This window comes from Streptomyces sp. NPDC004065, from assembly GCF_044903565.1.
GTDB lineage: Bacteria > Actinomycetota > Actinomycetes > Streptomycetales > Streptomycetaceae > Streptomyces.
In genome coordinates, this window is sequence record NZ_JBJDQT010000035.1 from 1 (window position 1) to 18,566 (window position 18,566).

The 18,566-nt window shown below is 71.1% G+C and carries 9 protein-coding genes; 4 read left to right on the forward strand and 5 right to left on the reverse strand.

Features of this window, described 5'->3' with window-relative positions; genetic code table 11:
• Positions 1-275 precede the first annotated feature (275 nt).
• Entirely contained in the window at positions 276-1,805 is a 1,530-nt protein-coding gene (locus ACI2LW_RS29225) for a helix-turn-helix domain-containing protein (RefSeq protein WP_404734241.1), read from the reverse strand.
• A 64-nt stretch (positions 1,806-1,869) separates the two neighbouring features.
• Entirely contained in the window at positions 1,870-2,067 is a 198-nt protein-coding gene (locus ACI2LW_RS29230) for a DUF4236 domain-containing protein (protein ID WP_404734242.1), read from the reverse strand.
• Positions 2,068-2,712: 645 nt separating this feature from the next.
• Between ACI2LW_RS29230 and acnA the strand changes: the two genes are divergently transcribed.
• Positions 2,713-5,430, forward strand: coding sequence for an aconitate hydratase AcnA (acnA, locus tag ACI2LW_RS29235; protein WP_404734243.1), 2,718 nt, complete (start codon positions 2,713-2,715; stop codon positions 5,428-5,430).
• 425 nt (positions 5,431-5,855) lie between these two features.
• Positions 5,856-6,053, forward strand: a complete 198-nt coding sequence (locus ACI2LW_RS29240) for a DUF397 domain-containing protein (protein ID WP_404734296.1) — start codon at positions 5,856-5,858, stop codon at positions 6,051-6,053.
• 264 nt (positions 6,054-6,317) lie between these two features.
• Here the strand turns inward: ACI2LW_RS29240 and ACI2LW_RS29245 are convergent, their stop codons facing one another.
• Complete coding sequence (locus ACI2LW_RS29245; protein WP_404734244.1) at positions 6,318-6,767, reverse strand: hypothetical protein; 450 nt, start codon at positions 6,765-6,767, stop codon at positions 6,318-6,320.
• A gap of 44 nt (positions 6,768-6,811) precedes the next feature.
• Positions 6,812-7,672, reverse strand: a complete 861-nt coding sequence (locus ACI2LW_RS29250; RefSeq protein WP_404734245.1) for a helix-turn-helix domain-containing protein — start codon at positions 7,670-7,672, stop codon at positions 6,812-6,814.
• 1,699 nt (positions 7,673-9,371) lie between these two features.
• Here ACI2LW_RS29250 and ACI2LW_RS29255 point away from each other — a divergent pair.
• Complete coding sequence (locus ACI2LW_RS29255) at positions 9,372-12,659, forward strand: GH92 family glycosyl hydrolase (protein ID WP_404734246.1); 3,288 nt, start codon at positions 9,372-9,374, stop codon at positions 12,657-12,659.
• Between the two features lie 66 nt (positions 12,660-12,725).
• Here ACI2LW_RS29255 and ACI2LW_RS29260 read toward each other — a convergent pair whose 3' ends face one another.
• Positions 12,726-16,529 (reverse strand): GH92 family glycosyl hydrolase, encoded by a 3,804-nt coding sequence (locus tag ACI2LW_RS29260; protein WP_404734247.1) that lies wholly within the window; start codon positions 16,527-16,529, stop codon positions 12,726-12,728.
• A 464-nt stretch (positions 16,530-16,993) separates the two neighbouring features.
• Here ACI2LW_RS29260 and ngcE point away from each other — a divergent pair, with 464 nt between their 5' ends.
• Positions 16,994-18,454: an N-acetylglucosamine/diacetylchitobiose ABC transporter substrate-binding protein gene (gene ngcE / locus ACI2LW_RS29265; RefSeq protein ID WP_404734248.1), complete on the forward strand. Its 1,461-nt coding sequence runs from the start codon at positions 16,994-16,996 to the stop codon at positions 18,452-18,454.
• The last annotated feature ends 112 nt before the right edge of the window (positions 18,455-18,566 follow it).

Genomic DNA, 18,566 nt, shown 5'->3' on the forward strand with positions numbered 1-18,566 from the left:
GTGGGGGGGGGTGGCGGCGGGGGGTTCCACAACGCTTAACACCCCCTTTGGGGGGGGGGCCGCGCCCCCCCCCCCCCCCCCGGGGGGGGGGGGGGGGGGGCGGGGGGGGGGGGGGGGGGGTCCCCCCCCCCCCCCCCCCCACCCCGACGAACTCCGGTTCAGCGCTCGCCATCGCCATCGACGCCCACAGTCCCGGAGAAGTCCCACGGATGCCGCCGCGCCCCTCCCTTACCCGCTGCACCGCAGGTCGGACGGGGCGCAGTGGCGTTCGCCCGTCAGATGTCCCGGAACGTCTCGATCTGCGCCCCGATCGAGTTCAGCCGCTCCGCGAGGTCCTCGTAGCCGCGGTTGATGACGTAGACGTTGCGCAGGACCGAGGTGCCCTCGGCGGCCATCATCGCCAGCAGGACGACCACCGCGGGGCGCAGTGCCGGCGGGCACATCATCTCGGCGGCGCGCCAGCGGGTCGGGCCCTCCACCAGGACCCGGTGCGGGTCGAGGAGTTGCAGCCGGCCGCCGAGGCGGTTGAGGTCCGTCAGGTAGATGGCGCGGTTGTCGTAGACCCAGTCGTGAATGAGGGTCTTGCCCTGGGCGGTCGCGGCGATGGCCGCGAAGAACGGCACGTTGTCGATGTTCAGGCCGGGGAACGGCATCGGGTGGATCTTGTCGATGGGCGCCTCCAGCTTGGAGGGGCGCACGGTGAGGTCCACCAGCCGGGTGCGGCCGTTGTCGGCGTGGTACTCCGGGGTGCGGTCGTGGTCGAGGCCCATCTCCTCCAGGACCGCGAGCTCGATCTCGAGGAACTCGATCGGCACCCGGCGCACCGTCAGCTCCGACTCGGTGACCACGGCGGCGGCCAGCAGGCTCATCGCCTCCACCGGGTCCTCGCTGGGGGAGTAGTCCACGTCCACGTCGATGACCGGCACGCCGTGCACGGTGAGCGTGGTGGTGCCCACGCCCTCCACCTTGACGCCGAGCGCCTCCAGGAAGAAGCACAGGTCCTGGACCATGTAGTTGGAGGAGGCGTTGCGGATGACGGTCACGCCGTCGTGGCGCGCCGCCGCCAGCAGCGCGTTCTCGGTCACGGTGTCGCCGCGCTCGGTGAGCACGATCGGGCGGTCCGGGCGCACGGAGCGGTCCACCGTGGCGTGGTAGTGGCCCTCGGTGGCCGCCACCTCGAGCCCGAACCTGCGCAGCGCGATCATGTGCGGCTCGATGGTCCGCGTCCCCAGGTCGCAGCCGCCCGCGTACGGCAGCTTGAAGCGGTCCAGTCGGTGCAGCAGCGGGCCGAGGAACATGATGATGGAGCGGGTGCGCACGGCCGCCTCGGCGTCGATGGAGTCCAGGTCGAGGCCGGCCGGGGGCACGATCTCCAGATCCACCCCGTCGTTGATCCAGCGGGTGCGCACCCCGATGGACCCCAGCACCTCCAGGAGGCGGTAGACCTCCTCGATCCGCGCCACCCGGCGCAGCACCGTGCGCCCCTTGTTGAGCAGCGAGGCGCACAGCAGGGCCACGCACGCGTTCTTGCTCGTCTTGACGTCGATGGCGCCGGACAGCCGGCGGCCGCCGACCACCCGCAGATGCATCGGGCCGGCGTACCCGAGCGAGACGATCTCGCTGTCCAGGGCTTCGCCGATGCGGGCGATCATCTCAAGGCTGATGTTCTGGTTTCCGCGCTCGATGCGATTGACGGCGCTCTGGCTGGTGCCGAGTGCCTCGGCCAGCTGCGCCTGCGTCCAGCCGCGGTGCTGCCGGGCGTCGCGGATGAGCTTGCCGATGCGTACGAGGTAGTCGTCTGCCATGGGGCTGAGGTTATCTCAGATATGAGATGGCACCTCTCGGGGGGTCCATTCGGGTGACATCGCGTCACCGGTCCCTGCGTGTACGGGTGCTACGCCACCCGAACGGCCCAGGCAAATCCATCGATGTCGTACTACGTCCGGTACTGCTGTGGGTGTGTCGCGGGCCCTTGCGGCCGCCGGTGGTGAGGGACCAGGAACGTTTGTTGATGTTCAGCCGCACCCCCGGGAGGATGCGGAAGCTCTTGCGGAATGTGAGCGGCATGCCCTGCCTCCTTCACGAGCCGTCGTCTGCGCCGTCTTGCCCCCACCGGATACCCGGACTTGACGCCGCTATGGGCGGGCGGGGCGCACCTGTGGGGGAGTTGCCCCGCGGGAAGGCGGTTCGCAGCGGTCCGGCGTCGGCCTGCGGGGCAGCGGTCCGGCGTCGGCCTGCGGGGCAGCGGTTCGGCGTCGGTCTGCCGGGCGGCGGTCCGGCGTCGGCTCGCGGGGGTGTCGCCTCGGCCTCGGCTCGGCGTCGGCTCGCGGCACGCTCCTCGCGTGGGCGGGGCAACGTGGGCGGGGCAAGGGGATGCCTGTGTGCGGGCCCGCCTGTGCGTGCGGGCGGCTTGGGCCGCCTGCGCGTGCCGGCGGCCTCGCTCGTCGCCCCCGCCGGCCTACCCCGCCCCGCCGGGGTACCCGGTGTGCACACGCCCGCGAGAGCGGCCCGGCGCCCCGTCCGGCGCCGGGCCGCACATGACCATCCGGCCCTCATGTACTAGAGTTATCTCGACATCGAGATATCTGCCGAGGAGCACCGCAGCCGCCACCCGGTAAGGGTTACCTAACTTAGCCTTACCTGAGCGGAGAGGTCCAGTTGCCGTGGCGGCAGGATCGTGGTGGTACGCGCACATCAATGAAGGAGACTGTCGTGTCGGCGAACAGCTTCGACGCCCGCAGCACGCTGCAGGTGGGCGACGAGTCGTACGAGATCTTCCGGCTTGACAAGGTCGAGGGCTCGGCCCGACTGCCTTACAGCCTGAAGGTCCTGCTGGAGAACCTGCTCCGCACCGAGGACGGCGCGAACATCACCGCCGACCACATCCGCGCCCTCGGCAACTGGGACTCCCAGGCCCAGCCGTCGCAGGAGATCCAGTTCACGCCGGCCCGCGTGATCATGCAGGACTTCACCGGCGTGCCCTGTGTCGTCGACCTCGCCACCATGCGCGAGGCCGTCAAGGAGCTGGGCGGCGACCCGGCGAAGATCAACCCGCTCGCCCCGGCCGAGCTGGTCATCGACCACTCCGTCATCGCCGACAAGTTCGGCACCAACGACGCCTTCCAGCAGAACGTCGAGCTGGAGTACGGCCGCAACAAGGAGCGCTACCAGTTCCTGCGCTGGGGCCAGACCGCCTTCGACGAGTTCAAGGTCGTCCCGCCCGGCACCGGCATCGTCCACCAGGTGAACATCGAGCACCTGGCCCGTGTCGTCATGGTCCGCGACGGCAAGGCCTACCCCGACACGCTGGTCGGCACCGACTCGCACACCACCATGGTCAACGGCCTCGGCGTCCTCGGCTGGGGCGTCGGCGGCATCGAGGCCGAGGCCGCCATGCTCGGCCAGCCGGTCTCCATGCTGATCCCGCGCGTCGTCGGCTTCAAGCTCACCGGCGAGCTGCCCACCGGCACCACCGCCACCGACCTGGTGCTGACCATCACCGAGATGCTGCGCAAGCACGGTGTCGTCGGCAAGTTCGTCGAGTTCTACGGCGAGGGCGTGGCCGCCACGAGCCTCGCCAACCGCGCCACCATCGGCAACATGTCGCCGGAGTTCGGCTCCACCGCCGCGATCTTCCCGATCGACGATGAGACCATCAACTACATGCGCCTGACCGGCCGTCCCGAGCAGCAGCTCGCGCTCGTCGAGACGTACGCCAAGGAGCAGGGCCTCTGGCTGGACCCGAACGCCGAGCCGGACTACTCCGAGAAGCTCGAGCTGGACCTGTCCACGGTCGTCCCGTCCATCGCCGGCCCCAAGCGCCCGCAGGACCGCATCGTCCTGTCGCGTGCCGCCGAGCAGTTCAAGCAGGACGTCCGCAACTACGTCAACGACGAGTACGAGGCCAGCAAGGAGTCCTTCCCCGGCTCCGACGCCCCGTCCACCATCCCGAACGGCGCCCCGTCCAACCCGGTCCCCGTCGTCGCCCCCGACGGCACCGCCTACGAGCTGGACCACGGCGCGGTCACCGTCGCGGCCATCACCTCCTGCACCAACACCTCCAACCCGTACGTCATGGTCGCCGCCGCGCTGGTGGCCAAGAAGGCGGTGGAGAAGGGCCTGACCCGCAAGCCGTGGGTCAAGACCACGCTGGCGCCGGGGTCCAAGGTGGTCATGGACTACTACGACAAGGCCGGCCTGACCCCGTACCTGGACAAGCTGGGCTTCAACCTCGTCGGCTACGGCTGCACCACCTGCATCGGCAACTCCGGCCCGCTGCCGGAGGAGGTCTCCCAGGCCGTCAACGAGCACGACCTCGCCGTCACCTCGGTGCTGTCCGGCAACCGCAACTTCGAGGGCCGGATCAACCCCGACGTCAAGATGAACTACCTGGCGTCCCCGCCGCTGGTCGTCGCCTACGCCATCGCGGGCTCCATGAAGGTGGACATCACCCGGGACGCCCTCGGCGTCGACCAGGACGGCAACCCCGTCTTCCTGAAGGACATCTGGCCGAGCGAGGCCGAGGTCAACGACGTCGTCGCCAACGCCATCGGCGAGGACATGTTCTCCAAGTCCTACTCCGACGTGTTCGCCGGCGACGCCCAGTGGCAGTCGCTGCCGATCCCGACCGGCAACACCTTCGAGTGGGACCCGGAGTCCACCTACGTGCGCAAGCCCCCGTACTTCGAGGGCATGGGCCAGGAGCCGGAGCCGGTCGAGGACATCACCGGCGCCCGGGTGCTCGCCAAGCTCGGCGACTCGGTCACCACCGACCACATCTCCCCGGCCGGAGCCATCAAGGCCGACACCCCGGCCGGCCAGTACCTCACGGAGCACGGCGTCGAGCGCCGCGACTTCAACAGCTACGGCTCCCGCCGCGGCAACCACGAGGTCATGATCCGCGGCACGTTCGCCAACATCCGCCTGCGCAACCAGATCGCGCCGGGCACCGAGGGCGGCTACACCCGCGACTTCACCCAGGAAGGCGGCCCGGTCTCCTTCATCTACGACGCCTCGCGCAACTACATCGAGCAGGGCATCCCGCTGGTCGTCCTGGCCGGCAAGGAGTACGGCTCGGGTTCCTCGCGCGACTGGGCGGCCAAGGGCACGGCCCTGCTCGGCGTCAAGGCCGTCATCGCCGAGTCCTACGAGCGCATCCACCGCTCCAACCTCATCGGCATGGGCGTCCTGCCGCTGCAGTTCCCGGAGGGCCACACCGCCTCCACCCTCGGTCTGACCGGCGAGGAGACCTTCTCCATCACCGGCGTCACCGAGCTCAACGAGGGCACCACGCCGCGCACGGTGAAGGTCACCACCGACACCGGCGTCGAGTTCGACGCGGTCGTCCGCATCGACACCCCCGGTGAGGCGGACTACTACCGCAACGGCGGCATCATGCAGTACGTGCTGCGCAGCCTGATCCGCAAGTAACGGACCGGCAGGCAACGGTCCGGGCAGGGCAGCCGGACGGACCACAGGGCCGCATCCCCGGCAACGGGGGTGCGGCTCGCGCCGTCCCCGGGGAGTGTGCGGCCCGCGCCGTCACGGGCGGGCGCGCGGTCCGGGCGGGCGTGCGGGTCGGGTGGCGCGCGGTCCGGGCGGGCGTGCGGGTCGGGTGGGCCGCCTCGCCTGCGGCGGACGGCGGTCCGGACGTACGGAATGTCGACCGGTTCCCGTATGGCGGCCGATGAGGGCGGCCCCTAACCTGGCAACAGGTAGCCGAAAGTAGTCCTTCGGCTGCCAGGGGTGTTTCCGGGGTCCGACGATTGGGGTACTTGCCTGCGCTGGTGCACAACCGTCCCCTAATCTGGTCGGGCACCATCGGGCACATCGGGGGAAGCAGGGGGGCTGAGGTGGTGCGGGAGGGGGGACCCTTGTGGCGCAGGAGCAGCATGTGCGGCAATGAGAGCGAGTGCCTCGAGGTCGCCGTGGGACACGACGGCGTCCTGGCGCGTGACTCCAAGACGCCCCACCGCGCGTCCGTGCGCTTCACCGCCCCTGCCTGGAAGGAGTTCCTGCACGCGGTGACGCAGGGGGAGTTGGCCGGCTCATGACGTCGTTGTCAAGCCATCGCCAGGAGGTAGGGGGCCTTATGAATGCCGGTGCATCCGCGGCGCAGCATTCCGACAGGAGGACGTCCCGGGGGCCCGCGGTGACGGGCGCGATCACCTTCACCCTGGCCGCCGGTGCCGTGGCGACGCTCGCCGCCGCCCTCGCCTCCCTTGCCGTCGAGGGAGCGCTCGCCAAGAGGATCGTCTGGGCGGTGGTCGCCGTGGCGATCGCCGTCGCCGCCGGGGTGTGGCGGGCGGGCCGTCCCGTTACGCCGTCCCCACCTGGTCCGGGTCGCCTTCCGCAGGGTTCGCGGACGGGTTCGCCGGAGTAGCGGCCGCGCTCCTGCGCCGCCTGAAGGCGCGTATCCCCGCCCAGACCGCTCCGGTGATCCCGGACGCGCCGAGCAGCGAGCCCACTGCGGTGCCCATCCGGGACCACGGCAGCTCCAGACCCTTGGCCATGCGGACGGCCATCAGCACACACACCAGCACGGCCACGAGCGCCAGCAGCGCGAAGCCCCCGACCACGGCCAGCTGCCTCGTCTTCACCGCGCCGCGCGCGTTCTCTATCGCTATGAGGTTCCGCGTCTGCCTCTCGTCCTGTATGGCCTGCGCCTTGAGCTCTTCGTCGGTCAGCCCGGGAGCGGGCTCGGCGCCCCCGAACACATAGGTCCGGACCCACTGTTGCAGGCCCTGCCATGTCGACCTGAAGACCACGTCGGTCCTCCCCCTGGCTCCGAAAGCCGTGCGCCCCCTAGTGCCTAGCGGGTCCCGAGGTCTTGCTTGATGTGATCGATCAGGTCGAGGGACTCGGCGTCGCCGAGCGCAAGATCCGTGATCGTCCGGAAGCACTCCTGGTAACGGGCCAGCAGTTCGAGGTCCTCGCCGCCGGTCATGCTGCCGGCGGCGTGTTCCAGGTACAGCAGATCGTCGTCGTCCGGGAAACCCAGGAGGACGAAGCTGCCCAGGGTGCTGTAGTGCGCCCCGGCCGCGAAGGGCAGCACCCGGATCGAGATGCCTTCCCGGGCGCCGAGGTCGAGGAGTTGCTGCAACTGCTCGGCGAGCACCCGCGGGCCGCCGATCTGCCGGCGGACCGCGGCCTCGTCCAGCACGAACACGGTCGCGGGGTGCCCGGAGCCGTCGAACATCCGGCTCTGCCGCTCCATCCTCAGATCCACCACGCGCGCCGCCCGTTCGGGGCTCAGGCCACGGGGGGCGAGCAGGGCGTCGGCGTAGCCGCGGGTCTGCAGATGCCCGGGCACCACGATGGGGTGGTAGGTGTGCAGTGACGTGGCGGCGCTCTCGTAGCCCAGGTACTGGGCGAACTGCGGCGTGACCACGTCGTGGTACTTGGACCACCAGCTCGGCCCCTTGCTGCCGCGCGCGGCCTCCTCGAGATCGTGCACCTGGGCGGGGTCCGTGACGGCGTACAGGGACAGCAGGGCGCGCAGGTCGCTGACGGACACGCTCACCGTGCCGGTCTCCACGCGGATGAGCTTGGACTGCGACCACTCGACCCGCTCGGCGGCCTCACGCTGGCTCAGTCCGGCCCGCTCCCGGGCTTGTCGTAGGGCAAGGCGCAGCTTGCGCCGGTTCAGGCTTGGATCCACAGGGGGTGTCATCGCCGCTCCTTCGACCGTGCGCGTACCCCGCGCTCCGTCAGCCATGCACAAAAAGTTCGTGGCGTTCGGCCCCTGTCATTATGCATCGAGCTATCAGCCTATAGCCGAATGCAATTGCACGACACGGTGGCGTATTCCAGCGCTGGTGGTGCGCGGGGGGCGCAGAAGCGGCGCGTACGCGCCCCCCGCCTCCGGTCGTCACATGCGGACAACGTGTCAGCCGCCGCCCGTGCTCCCGTTGAGCGTGCTGCCGCCCCACAAACGGGTGCGCGAAGTGCGATCGGCGCACGGAAGACGGTACCGGCGCACGAAAAGGCGCCGGCGCGCAAGAAGCGCCGGCGCCACGGTGACGGTGTGTCAGGGAGAGCCGCGGGGCCGAGAGCCGGCAACTGGCAGCTGGCAGCCGGAGTCGGCAGCCGAGCCGCGCGCCGGGTGCGCCAGCAGCCAGCAGCCCGGCCGGGCGCCGGGAGCCGCGCGCCGGCAGCCGGCGGCCGGGAGCCGGCAGTCGAGCCGCGCGCCGGGAGCCGGCAGTTGGCAGCCGAGCCGCTCGCCGGGTGCCGGGCCGCGCGCCGGGAGCCGGCAGTTGGCAGCCGAGCCGCGCGCCGGGTGCCGGGCCGCGCGCCGGGAGCCGCGCGCCGGACGCCGGGTGCCGGGTGCCGGGTGCCGGGCAGCGCGCCGCGCGCCAGCAGCCAGCAGCCCGGCCGGGCGCCGGCAGTCGAGCCGCGCGCCGGGAGCCGGCAGTTGGCAGCCGAGCCGCGCGCCGGGTGCCGGGCCGCGCGCCGGCAGCCGGGCAGCGCGCCGGGAGCCGGCAGCACAGCCGCGCGCCGGGAGCGGCGCGCCAGTAGTCGACGGCCGGGCAGCGCGCCGCGTGCCGGGCGCCGAGAGTCGGCAGCCGCAGCCCAGCCGCGCGCCGGGTGCCGGGCAGCGCGCCGGCAGCCGGGAGGCGGCAGTCGGGAGCCGCGCGCCGGGCAGCGTGCCGGGCGCCGGGAGCCGGCAGCCCAACCGCGCGCCGGGAGCCGCGCGCCGGGAGCTGGCAGCCGAGCCGGGAGTCGGGAGCCGGGCCACGGGCCGGGAGTTGGGTGCTGGCAACCGGGCAGCGCGCCGGCGGTCGGCAGTCAGCAGCCGATCAGCACGCCGGAAGCCGAGCCGGGCCGCGCGCCAGCGCGCCGGGAGCCGCGGGCCGGGAGCCGCGCGCCGGCAGCCCAGTCGCGCGCCGAAAACCGCGCGCATCAGCGCAGCGACAGCGCGCACGCACGCCCCACCCGTTTACAGCGGCGCCGCAACGCGCTAGCTTCACGGGGCAAGGCGGGATGGGAGCGCTCCCATGACGGCGGACCGGAACCCGCCCTCCGGGTTCGCTCCCACCCCGCTCGCTCGACACGGGGGGCGGACCCGGTGGCCGGGTCGACGGCCACCGGGTCCGCGAGTCGGGCGGGCGAAGGGGGGAAGACGCCCGCCCGGGCAGTACCGGCTTGTGCGACCAGGGTGCGACAACGTTGTCGTAATGGTCTGCGCATGACTGTACCGCCTCAACGGACAACGATGTCAAGCAACTTGGCGTCCAGCCACCCGTGTGAGTGGCGGTGCGCGCCCCCGCTCCGGTACGCGCTCTTCCGCCGTACCACCGGCGCACGCTACTGTCCCTGCGGCTTGTGCGACCTGTGGTGCGCGACCCGTCCGAAGGAGGAGGGGCCGCGTCATGCGTTTCCGTCCCATGTCCCTGCTGCTGGCCGCGGTGCTCACGGCCGGCGGCGCCACTCCCGCCCTGGCGGCGACCGCCGCACCGCCCGGTTCCCGGCCGGCCGCCCTGGTCCAGGACCCCACCGGGTACGTCGACCCGCTCATCGGCACCAGGAACGGCGGCAACGTCTTCCCGGGCGCCGTCACGCCCTTCGGGATGCTCTCCTTCAGCCCGGAGAACACCCGCGGTGACGCGACGAGAACCGCCGCGCCCGGCGGCTACCAGTACGACGCCACCCGCATCCGCGGCTTCAGCCTGACCCACATGTCCGGCACCGGCTGCGCGGGCGGCAGCGGCGACATACCGCTCTTCCCGTACGCCGGCGAGGTCACCACCTCGCCGGCCGCCGACACCAAGGACGCCGTCTACGCCTCCGGCTTCCAGCACGGCGACGAGCGGGCCGAGCCCGGCCGCTACAAGGTGACCCTCGCCTCCGGCGTCACCGCCGACCTCACGGCGACGGCCCGCACCGGCTCCGCCCGCTTCACCTACCCCTCGGACAAGCCGGCCTCCCTGCTGATCCGGACCGCCAACTCCGAGGTCGGCTCGACCGCTTCCACGGTCACCATCGACCCCGCCCACCGGACCGTCTCCGGTTCCGTCACCTCGGGCAACTTCTGCGGCTACCTCGACCCCGAGGGCCGCCGCGCCTACTACACCCTCTACTTCACCGCCCGCTTCGACCGCGCCTTCGCGGCCACCGGCACCTGGCAGGACGACAGGCTGAACCCGGGCTCCACCTCCGCGAGCGGCGGTACCGGCGGCTTCTCCAACGGCGGGCGGCCCGTGGCCGGCAAGGGCGCCGGCGGCTATGTGCGGTTCGCGCCGGGCGACGGACCCGTCGGCGTCAAGGTGGGCATCTCCTACGTCGGCCAGGCCGGCGCGGAGGCCAACCTGGCCGCGGAGAACCCGCCGAAGCGCTCGTTCGACTCGGTGCGGGACGCCGCCCGCCGCGCCTGGCGCGAGAGGCTGTCCGCGATCCGGGTCGGCGGCGGCACCGACGAGGAGCGCACCACCTTCTACACCGCGCTTTACCACGCCCTGCTGCATCCCAACGTCATCAGCGACGCCGACCGCAGATACCGCGGCCCCGACGGCAAGGTGCACACGGTCGGCCGCGGCCACCAGGCGCAGTACGGCACCTTCTCCGGCTGGGACGTCTACCGCGACCAGGTGCAGCTGCTGACCCTGCTCAGCCCGCGCACCGGCTCCGACATCGCCCAGTCCCTGTACGAGCTGGCCCGGCAGAACGGCGGCGTCTGGGACCGCTGGCTGCACGGCGCGAGCGGCACCCACGTGATGAACGGCGACCCCTCGCCGACCGCGCTCGCCGGCATCCGCGCCTTCGGCGGCACCGGCTTCGACCTGAGGGGCGCGCTCGCCTCCCTGGTGAAGGCGGCCACCGTGCCCACCGAGCAGGACCTGTCCGCGGCGGGCAAGCCGGTGCTCTCGGTGGGCCAGCGGCCCTCCCTGGACAAGTACCTGAAGTCGCACTACATGCCGTCGGTCTCCAACGCCTGGGGCGGCGCCGCCGAGACCCTGGAGATGTCCACCGCCGACTTCTCCCTCTCCCAGCTCGCCGCGGCGGCCGGACGGAAGGACACCGCGGCCGAGTTCGCCCGCCGCGCCCAGTGGTGGCAGAACAACTTCAACATCGCCGCCGACCCCACCGGCGGCTACATCGCCAACCGCAAGGCCGACGGCAGCTGGGTCACCGGCTTCACCCCGGACACCGGCAACGGGTTCGTCGAGGGCTCCGCGGCCCAGTACACCTGGATGGTCCAGCACAACCCGGCCGGTCTGTTCGCCGCGATGGGCGGCCGTGACAAGGCCCTCGCCCGCCTCGACTCCTTCTTCCACGACGCCGACGGCGGCTGGGCCCTCACCGGCCACGGCGGCGCCAAGTCCGAACTCGACAACGAGCCCTCGATCAACGTCCCCTACCTGTACGACTACGCGGGCGCGCCCTACAAGGCGCAGGAGACGGTCCGTGCCGCCATGCGGCAGCTGTGGTCGGCCCAGCCGGGCGGCATCCCCGGCAACGACGACCTCGGCGCCATGTCCGCGTGGTACGTCTTCTCCGCCCTCGGCATGTACCCGCAGGTGCCCTCGCGCGCCGAACTCGTCCTCGCCTCACCGCTGTTCGAGCGCGCCGAGATCCACCGCCCGGGCGGCAACGACATCTCCGTGCGCGCGAGCGGGGCGGCGGCGGACGCGCCGTACGTGCGGTCGCTGAAGGTGAACGGCCGGGCGAGCGACCGCCCGTGGCTGCCGGCGTCCTTCGTCCGCGACGGCGGCCGCCTGGACTACACCCTGTCCACCACGCCCGACCGCGCCTGGGGCAGCGCCCCGTCGGACGCCCCGCTCTCCTTCCGGCAGGGCGAGCAGCCGTACCAGATCGGAGTGGGACCGACCACGGCGACCCTCGCGCCCGGCGGCAGCGCGAGGATCGGCATCCGTGCCGTGTCGCTGAGCGGCGGCCAGGGCCCCGAGGTGCGCTTCGAGGTCCGCACTCCCGCGGGCGTCACGGCCGCCCCGGCCTCGGGCACGGTGACCGGCGGCGCCCAGGAGATCACCCTCACCGCCGCCGGCGACGCCGGGCAGGGCTTCTACGACGCGAAGGTCACCGTCACCTCGGGCGACTCCTCCTACGAGCAGCCCGTGGCGCTGACGGTGGCGGCGCCCGGCACCCTGCTGGCCGCCTACGACAACACCGGCGTCTCCGACGACGACGGCGACCACGACGAGGCCGACTACGACGGCGGCGGCTGGAGCTACTCCCGCCAGGCCCTCGCCGCCGCGGGCCTCACCCCCGGCGGGCACGGCACGGTGGCCGGCCTGGCCTTCACCTGGCCCGCCTCCCCGGCCGGCCGCCCCGACAACGCCTCCGCGCACGGGCAGCGGATCGCACTGGACACCCCCGCCACCGCACTGTCCTTCGTCGGCAGCGCGGTCAACGGCAACCAGCAGTCCAAGGCCACCGTCACCTTCACCGACGGCACCACCACCGCCGTCGACCTGTCCTTCACCGACTGGACCGTCGGCGGAGGCGGCGGCACCGTCCAGTACGGCAACGAGGTCGTCGCCCGGACCGCGTACCGCAATGTCGCGGGCGCCGACAAGGACCCGGTGACCACCTATGTGTTCGCGACCAGGCCCGTCCAGGCGCCGGAGGGCAGGCGGATCGCGTCGGTGACGCTCCCGGACGACACCGACCTGCACGTGTTCACCCTGGCCACGAAGTAGCGGGGCCGGACAGCCGGAAGGGGCGGGCCCGAGGGCCCGCCCCTTCCTCGTGCCCACTGTCGTCGGTCAGGCCAGCAGCTCCACCTCCGTCAGCGCCGACGCGCCGTCCAGGACCAGCCGGTACTTCTGGTACGTGCCCGGCGAGGCGATGGTGAACGGGCGGGTCTGGCGGTCCCAGGCGAAGGACTCGCCCGAGCGCCGGTCCACCGTCTTCCAGGTGGTGCCGTCCGCCGACGCCTGGAGCGTCCAGCCCGCCGGCGCCCGGGCGTGGTCGCCCGAGGAGGTCAGGGTGTACTGGACGGCCTTGGTGGCGCCGGCGACCGGCAGGTCCACCGTCGTCACCGTGGCGCCGGTGGCGGAGGTGTCGTCGAACAGCGCCCCCTCGCCCTTCAGCACGTCCGCCCTGGGGCTGGGCGCCTTGTCACCGGTGGTGATGGACACCGGGGCCGCGTTCCTGCCCGTGCCCCACGCCGAGGGGCGCGGGCCCATGTCGAACCGCAGCACTCCGCCCTTGGACAGCATCGAGTGCGGCAGGCTGGTGGAGTTCCACGCGCGGCCGTTGAACCGCACGCCCTGCACATAGATGTTCTTCGCGCTGTTGCGGGGCGCCTCGACGACGAGGTCCCGGCCGTTCTCCAGGTGCACGGTCGCCTTGGTGAACAGTGGGGAGCCGATCGCGTAGTCGCCGCTGCCCATCACCAGCGGGTAGAAGCCGAGCGCCGAGAAGACGTACCAGGCCGACTGCTCGCCGTTGTCCTCGTCGCCGTGGTAGCCCTGGCCGATCTCGCTGCCGGTGTAGAGCCGGGAGAGCACCTCGCGGACCTTTTCCTGGGTCCTGTCCGGCCGGCCGGCGGCGTCGTACATGTAGGTGACGTGGTGCGCGACCTGGTTGGAGTGGCCGTACTGGCCCATCCGCACGTCCCGCGCCTCGGTCATCTCGTGGATGACCCCGCCGTAGGAGCCGACGAACTCGGGGGAGGCCGTCTCCGGGGTGGCGAAGTAGGTGTCCAGCTTCTGCGCCAGGGCCTTTTGGCCGCCGTACAGGTTGGCCAGGCCGCGGCTGTCCTGCGGGGCGGTGAAGGCGTAGCCCCAGCCGTCGGTCTCCGTGTAGTCGTAGCCCCACACGCGCGGGTCGTACGTGGCGGAGTCCACGCGCCAGTCGCCCTTGGCGTTACGGCCCTGGAAGAAGCCCGCCTTGGAGTCGAAGAGCTTCACGTAGTCCTGGGCGCGGTTGAGGAAGTACTGCGCCTCCTCCTTGTAGTGCTTCTTGCCGGTCTTCCGGTAGAGCGCCTCGCCCATCCTGGCGATGCCGTAGTCGTTGACGTAGCCCTCCATCGCCCACGACAGGCCCTCGCCGGTGGCCGTGCTGGTGTAGCCGAGGAACGGCGAGGTGCTCATGCCCTTGCGGCCCACGCCGGAGGACGGGGGCACGACGGTGGCGTTCTTCAGCGCCGCGTCGTAGGCCGCCGCGGCGTCCATGTGCACGCCCTTGACGTACGCGTCGGCGAACGCCACGTCCGAGGAGGTGCCGGTCATCAGGTCGGCGTAGCCGGGGGAGGACCAGCGCGAGGTCCAGCCGCCGTCCTTGTACTGCTGCACGAAGCCGTCGACCATCTCGCCGGCCTGGGACGGGGTCAGCAGCGAGTACGCCGGCCAGGTGGTCCGGTAGGTGTCCCAGAAGCCGTTGTTCACGTACACCTTGCCGTCGACGACCTTGGCGCCGGTGTGCGTCGGGGTGTCCTGGCCCGGCATCGGGGAGAACGGGGAGGCGTACCGGTCCTTGCCGTCCACCTTCTCGAAGCCCGAGTTCGGGTACAGGTACAGCCGGTACAGGCTGGAGTAGAGCGTGGTCAGCTGGTCCGGCGTGGCGCCCTGGACCTCGACCTTGCCGAGCAGCCCGTCCCAGGCCCGCTGGGCGCGCGCCCGGACGGTGTCGAAGGACGCCTTGTCCGGGACCTCCTGGGCCAGGTTGTCCTTGGCCTGGTCGACGCTGATGAGGGAGGTGGCCAGGCGCAGGGTGACCGTGCGGTCCTTGCCCGCGTCGAACCGCAGATAGCCCTTGACCCCGCTGGCGGAGCCGTCCTCGACGGGCTTGTCGAAGACGCCGTAGACGAACAGCCGCGTCGCCCCCGTGGACAGCCCGGACTTCACGTCCGAGTAGCCGGTGACGACGCCGTGCTCCTTGTCCAGGGTCAGCCCCGCCTGCTCGGTGACGTTGTCGAACAGCACGCTCGCGTCGTCGCCGGGGTAGGTGAAGCGGAGCACGGCCGCGTGGTCGGTCGGCGTCATCTCCGCCTTGAGACCGTTCTCGAACGTCACCCCGTAGTAGTAGGGGCGGGCGGTCTCGTTCTCGTGCCGGAAGGCCAGCGCACGGGCGGCGCGGCCGGTGTCCGGGGTGCCGGCCGCGGCCGACGGCATCAGCTGGAAGGTCTGCCGGTCGCCCATCCAGGGGCTCGGCTCATGGCTGGCGCTGAACGCCTGGATCGTCGGCAGGTTGTCGGCGTTGTTGGCCCGTGCGTACTCGTACAGCCAGCTCAGCGAGGACGCGTTGGTCACCGGGGTCCAGAAGTTGAACCCGTGCGGCAGCGCGGTCGCGGGGAAGTTGTTGCCGCGCGAGAAGCTGCCGCTGGAGTTGGTGCCGCGGGTGGTCAGCGCGTAGTCGGACAGGTGCGCCTTGGGCTTCTCCGGCGCCACCTGCCTGATGGTCACGTCGTCCAGCCAGCCGCGGAACTTCGCCGGGCCGGCGGGGGAGTCGTAGGCGAGCAGGATCCGGTCGACCGTCTTGCCGGCCGCCACCGATCCGATCCTCGACACCACGTTGTTCCACTGGTTGACGTACAGCACCTTGGCCGCGCCCTGCGCCTGCGGGCTCAGTCCGAATCCGTGCTGGTCGGTCGCGCCCAGCCGGCTCAGATACGTCCCGTCGGTGAACGCCAGGTCCACGGCGACGCGGGTGGCGTCGTAGTCGCGGTCGCCGTCCGCCATCGACGGGAAGAGCCGGTACGACAGCTGGGTGTCGCGGGTGACCTTGACATCGACGTCGAAGACCTTGTTGTACGAGTAGGCCCGGCCCTTGGCGGTGTGCCGGCCGGCGTAGCGCAGGGCGCGCTTGCCGGTGAAGCCGGCGCCCGACTTGGCGGTGGGCGAGCCGCTCGGGCCGCGGTCGACGAGGGAGAGCATGTCCTGCGGGACCGTGCCGTCGCCCTCGCCCGTGGAGAACTGCACGTCCGCGAGCTGCACTATGTTCGAGGCGCCGTTGTTCCGGGTGACGTCGAGCCGGAAGTGCTGGTACTCGGCCGGCTCGGCCAGATCGTACGTCTTGGTCTGGAAGCGCTCGGAGAAGGACTCGCCGGAGCGGGAGTCGACGGTCTTCCAGTCCTTGCCGTCGGCCGAGGCCCGCAGGGTCCAGTCCTTCGGGTCGCGCTCGGCGAAGTCGTTGGCGGACGTGAGGGCGTATCGGGTGATCTTCACGGGCTTGTCGAAGTCGAACTCGACCCAGCCGGTCGGCTCGAACGTCAGCCACTTGGTGCCGGACTCGCCGTCGACGAGGTTCTCCTTCACCTCGCCCGCGCCCGTGTTCTCGCCGCTGGCCCGCAGGTCCGTGACATGGTCGTCCACATTGCCCGGAATGCCGGAGCTGTAGCCGCCGTCCACGCCCGAGGCGCGCTTGCCGCCGCCGGGCGCGGTGTCGACGGTGTTCAGCCAGTCCGGGGCCCGGTCGCCGGACTCGAACGAGGACGTGAACTCCCGGTCCGCCGCCGGGGCCTTGCCCGGCAGGGCGACCGCCGCTCCCTGGGAGCCTACGGCCATGACAAAGGCGGCCGTGAGGACGACCGCCGGAGACCATCTGTGCAGTGCTCTGCGCCGCATGTGAGGGCACCCTCCCTGGTTATCGCGTGCTGGACAACGTTGTCAGTTCGGCACGCAAGGACCAGTAGGGAGTCAAGTGGCCAGGGATGTCAAGGGTGTTGGCTGTGGCATTCGGGCACAAAGTCACGGATATTTCCGTCAAGGAACCCGCGGGCGGCTCATATTTCCGCGAGGTCTCAACTCGGAAAAGACCGGCGGCGAACCTTGTATTCGATCTTGCTCCGTCGGCTGGAAGTGGACTATACCTGTCGGCACCCGCCACACCGTTCGGCCGGTCGGAAGCGGGTCCGGGGGGAGCCGGAAAGGGTGGTTCGGCGCGCGAAACGCGCCTGCCTCCTTGTTTTCCGGCGGATCCCGGTAGATGACGCACGGAGTACTTCCTGCACGACCCAGCTTGACCCGACAGCGGTGCCGGTCAGGATCCGGTTCACCGCCTGAGTCCTGGAGAAGGCGAGGACTTGAGCATGGGATCCACTTCCGCCGAGAACCACGGTTCCGGCACCACCGGCGCCCCGGGTGTCGGCCGCCGCGATCTGATCAAGCGGTCCGCCGCACTGGGCCTGATCTCCGTACCCGCCATGGGCCTGCTGTCGGCCTGCGCCAGCGGCGGCGGCGACAACTCCAGCGACGGCAACACCAAGGGCAAGACGTCCAAGGACAACCCGTTCGGCGCGCAGAAGGGCAGCAAACTCGACGTCGTCGTCTTCAAGGGCGGTTACGGCGACGACTACGCCAAGGCCTGGGAGGCCGACTTCAGCAAGAAGCTCGGCATCACCTCCACCCACACCGGCACCCAGGAGATCACCGGCAAGCTCCAGCCCCGCTTCAACGCCGGCAACCCGCCGGACGTCGTCGACGACTCCGGCGCCCAGCAGATCAAGATCGACGTCCTCAACAAGAACGGCCAGCTGCTCGACCTGTCCGAGGTCCTCGACGCGCCGTCGGTCGACGACCCCTCCAAGAAGGTCCGCGACCTGCTGATCCCCGGCACTCTCGACCCGGGCGTCCAGGAGGGCAAGGTCGTCGCCCTCAACTACATCTACACCGTCTGGGGCCTGTGGTACTCCGGCAAGCTCTTCAAGGAGAAGGGCTGGACGCCGCCCAAGACCTGGGACGACTTCCTCGCCATCTGCCAGGACGCCAAGAAGCAGGGCATCGGCGGCCTCGCCCACCAGGGCAAGTACCCCTACTACATCAACGTCGCCATCATGGACCTGATCGCCAAGACGGGCGGCATCGACGCCGTCAAGGCGATCGACAACCTCGACCCGAAGGCGTTCGTCGGCTCCGACGCGGCGCAGGCCGGCGTCGAGGCGGTCTACGAGGTCGTGGAGAAGGGCCTGCTGATGCCCGGCACCAACGGCCTGACCCACACCGAGTCGCAGACCCGCTGGAACCAGTACAAGGCCGCCTTCATCACCAGCGGTTCCTGGCTGGAGAACGAGCAGCTCAAGCAGACGCCGGCCGACTTCGACATGAAGTTCCTGCCGATGCCGCTGCTCGACGGCTCGCAGATGCCCTTCGAGGCGATCCGGGCCGGCTCCGGCGAGCCGTTCATCATCCCGGCCAAGGCGAAGAACCTGCCCGGCGCCAAGGAGTTCATGCGGCGCATGCTCTCCAAGGAGTGGTCGACGCTGTTCGCCAAGGAGGCGAACTCGCTGACCATCCTCAAGGACGGCGTGGACCCGAGCGTGAAGCTGCGCCCGGGCACCCAGTCCACGGTCGAGGCGTCCAAGGCGGCCGGCTCCCACACCTTCCGCTACCTCTACCCCGAGTGGTACAGCGAGATGGACACGGCCCTCCAGAACGCGTCCAACGAGCTCATGGCCAAGCGCATCCAGCCGAAGGAGTGGCTGAAGCGGTGTCAGGCCGCGGTGGACAAGCAGGCGAAGGACCCGGCGAGTAAGAAGAACCGTCACGCCTAGTTCCGCCGCATGCGCCGCAGGGGGTGCGGGCGGCCGGGCCGCGACCGGGCTCGTCCCGGGCGGCCGGACGGCCCCCGCGCCCCTTTCGGGGCGTTGGTACTGACCGGAATAT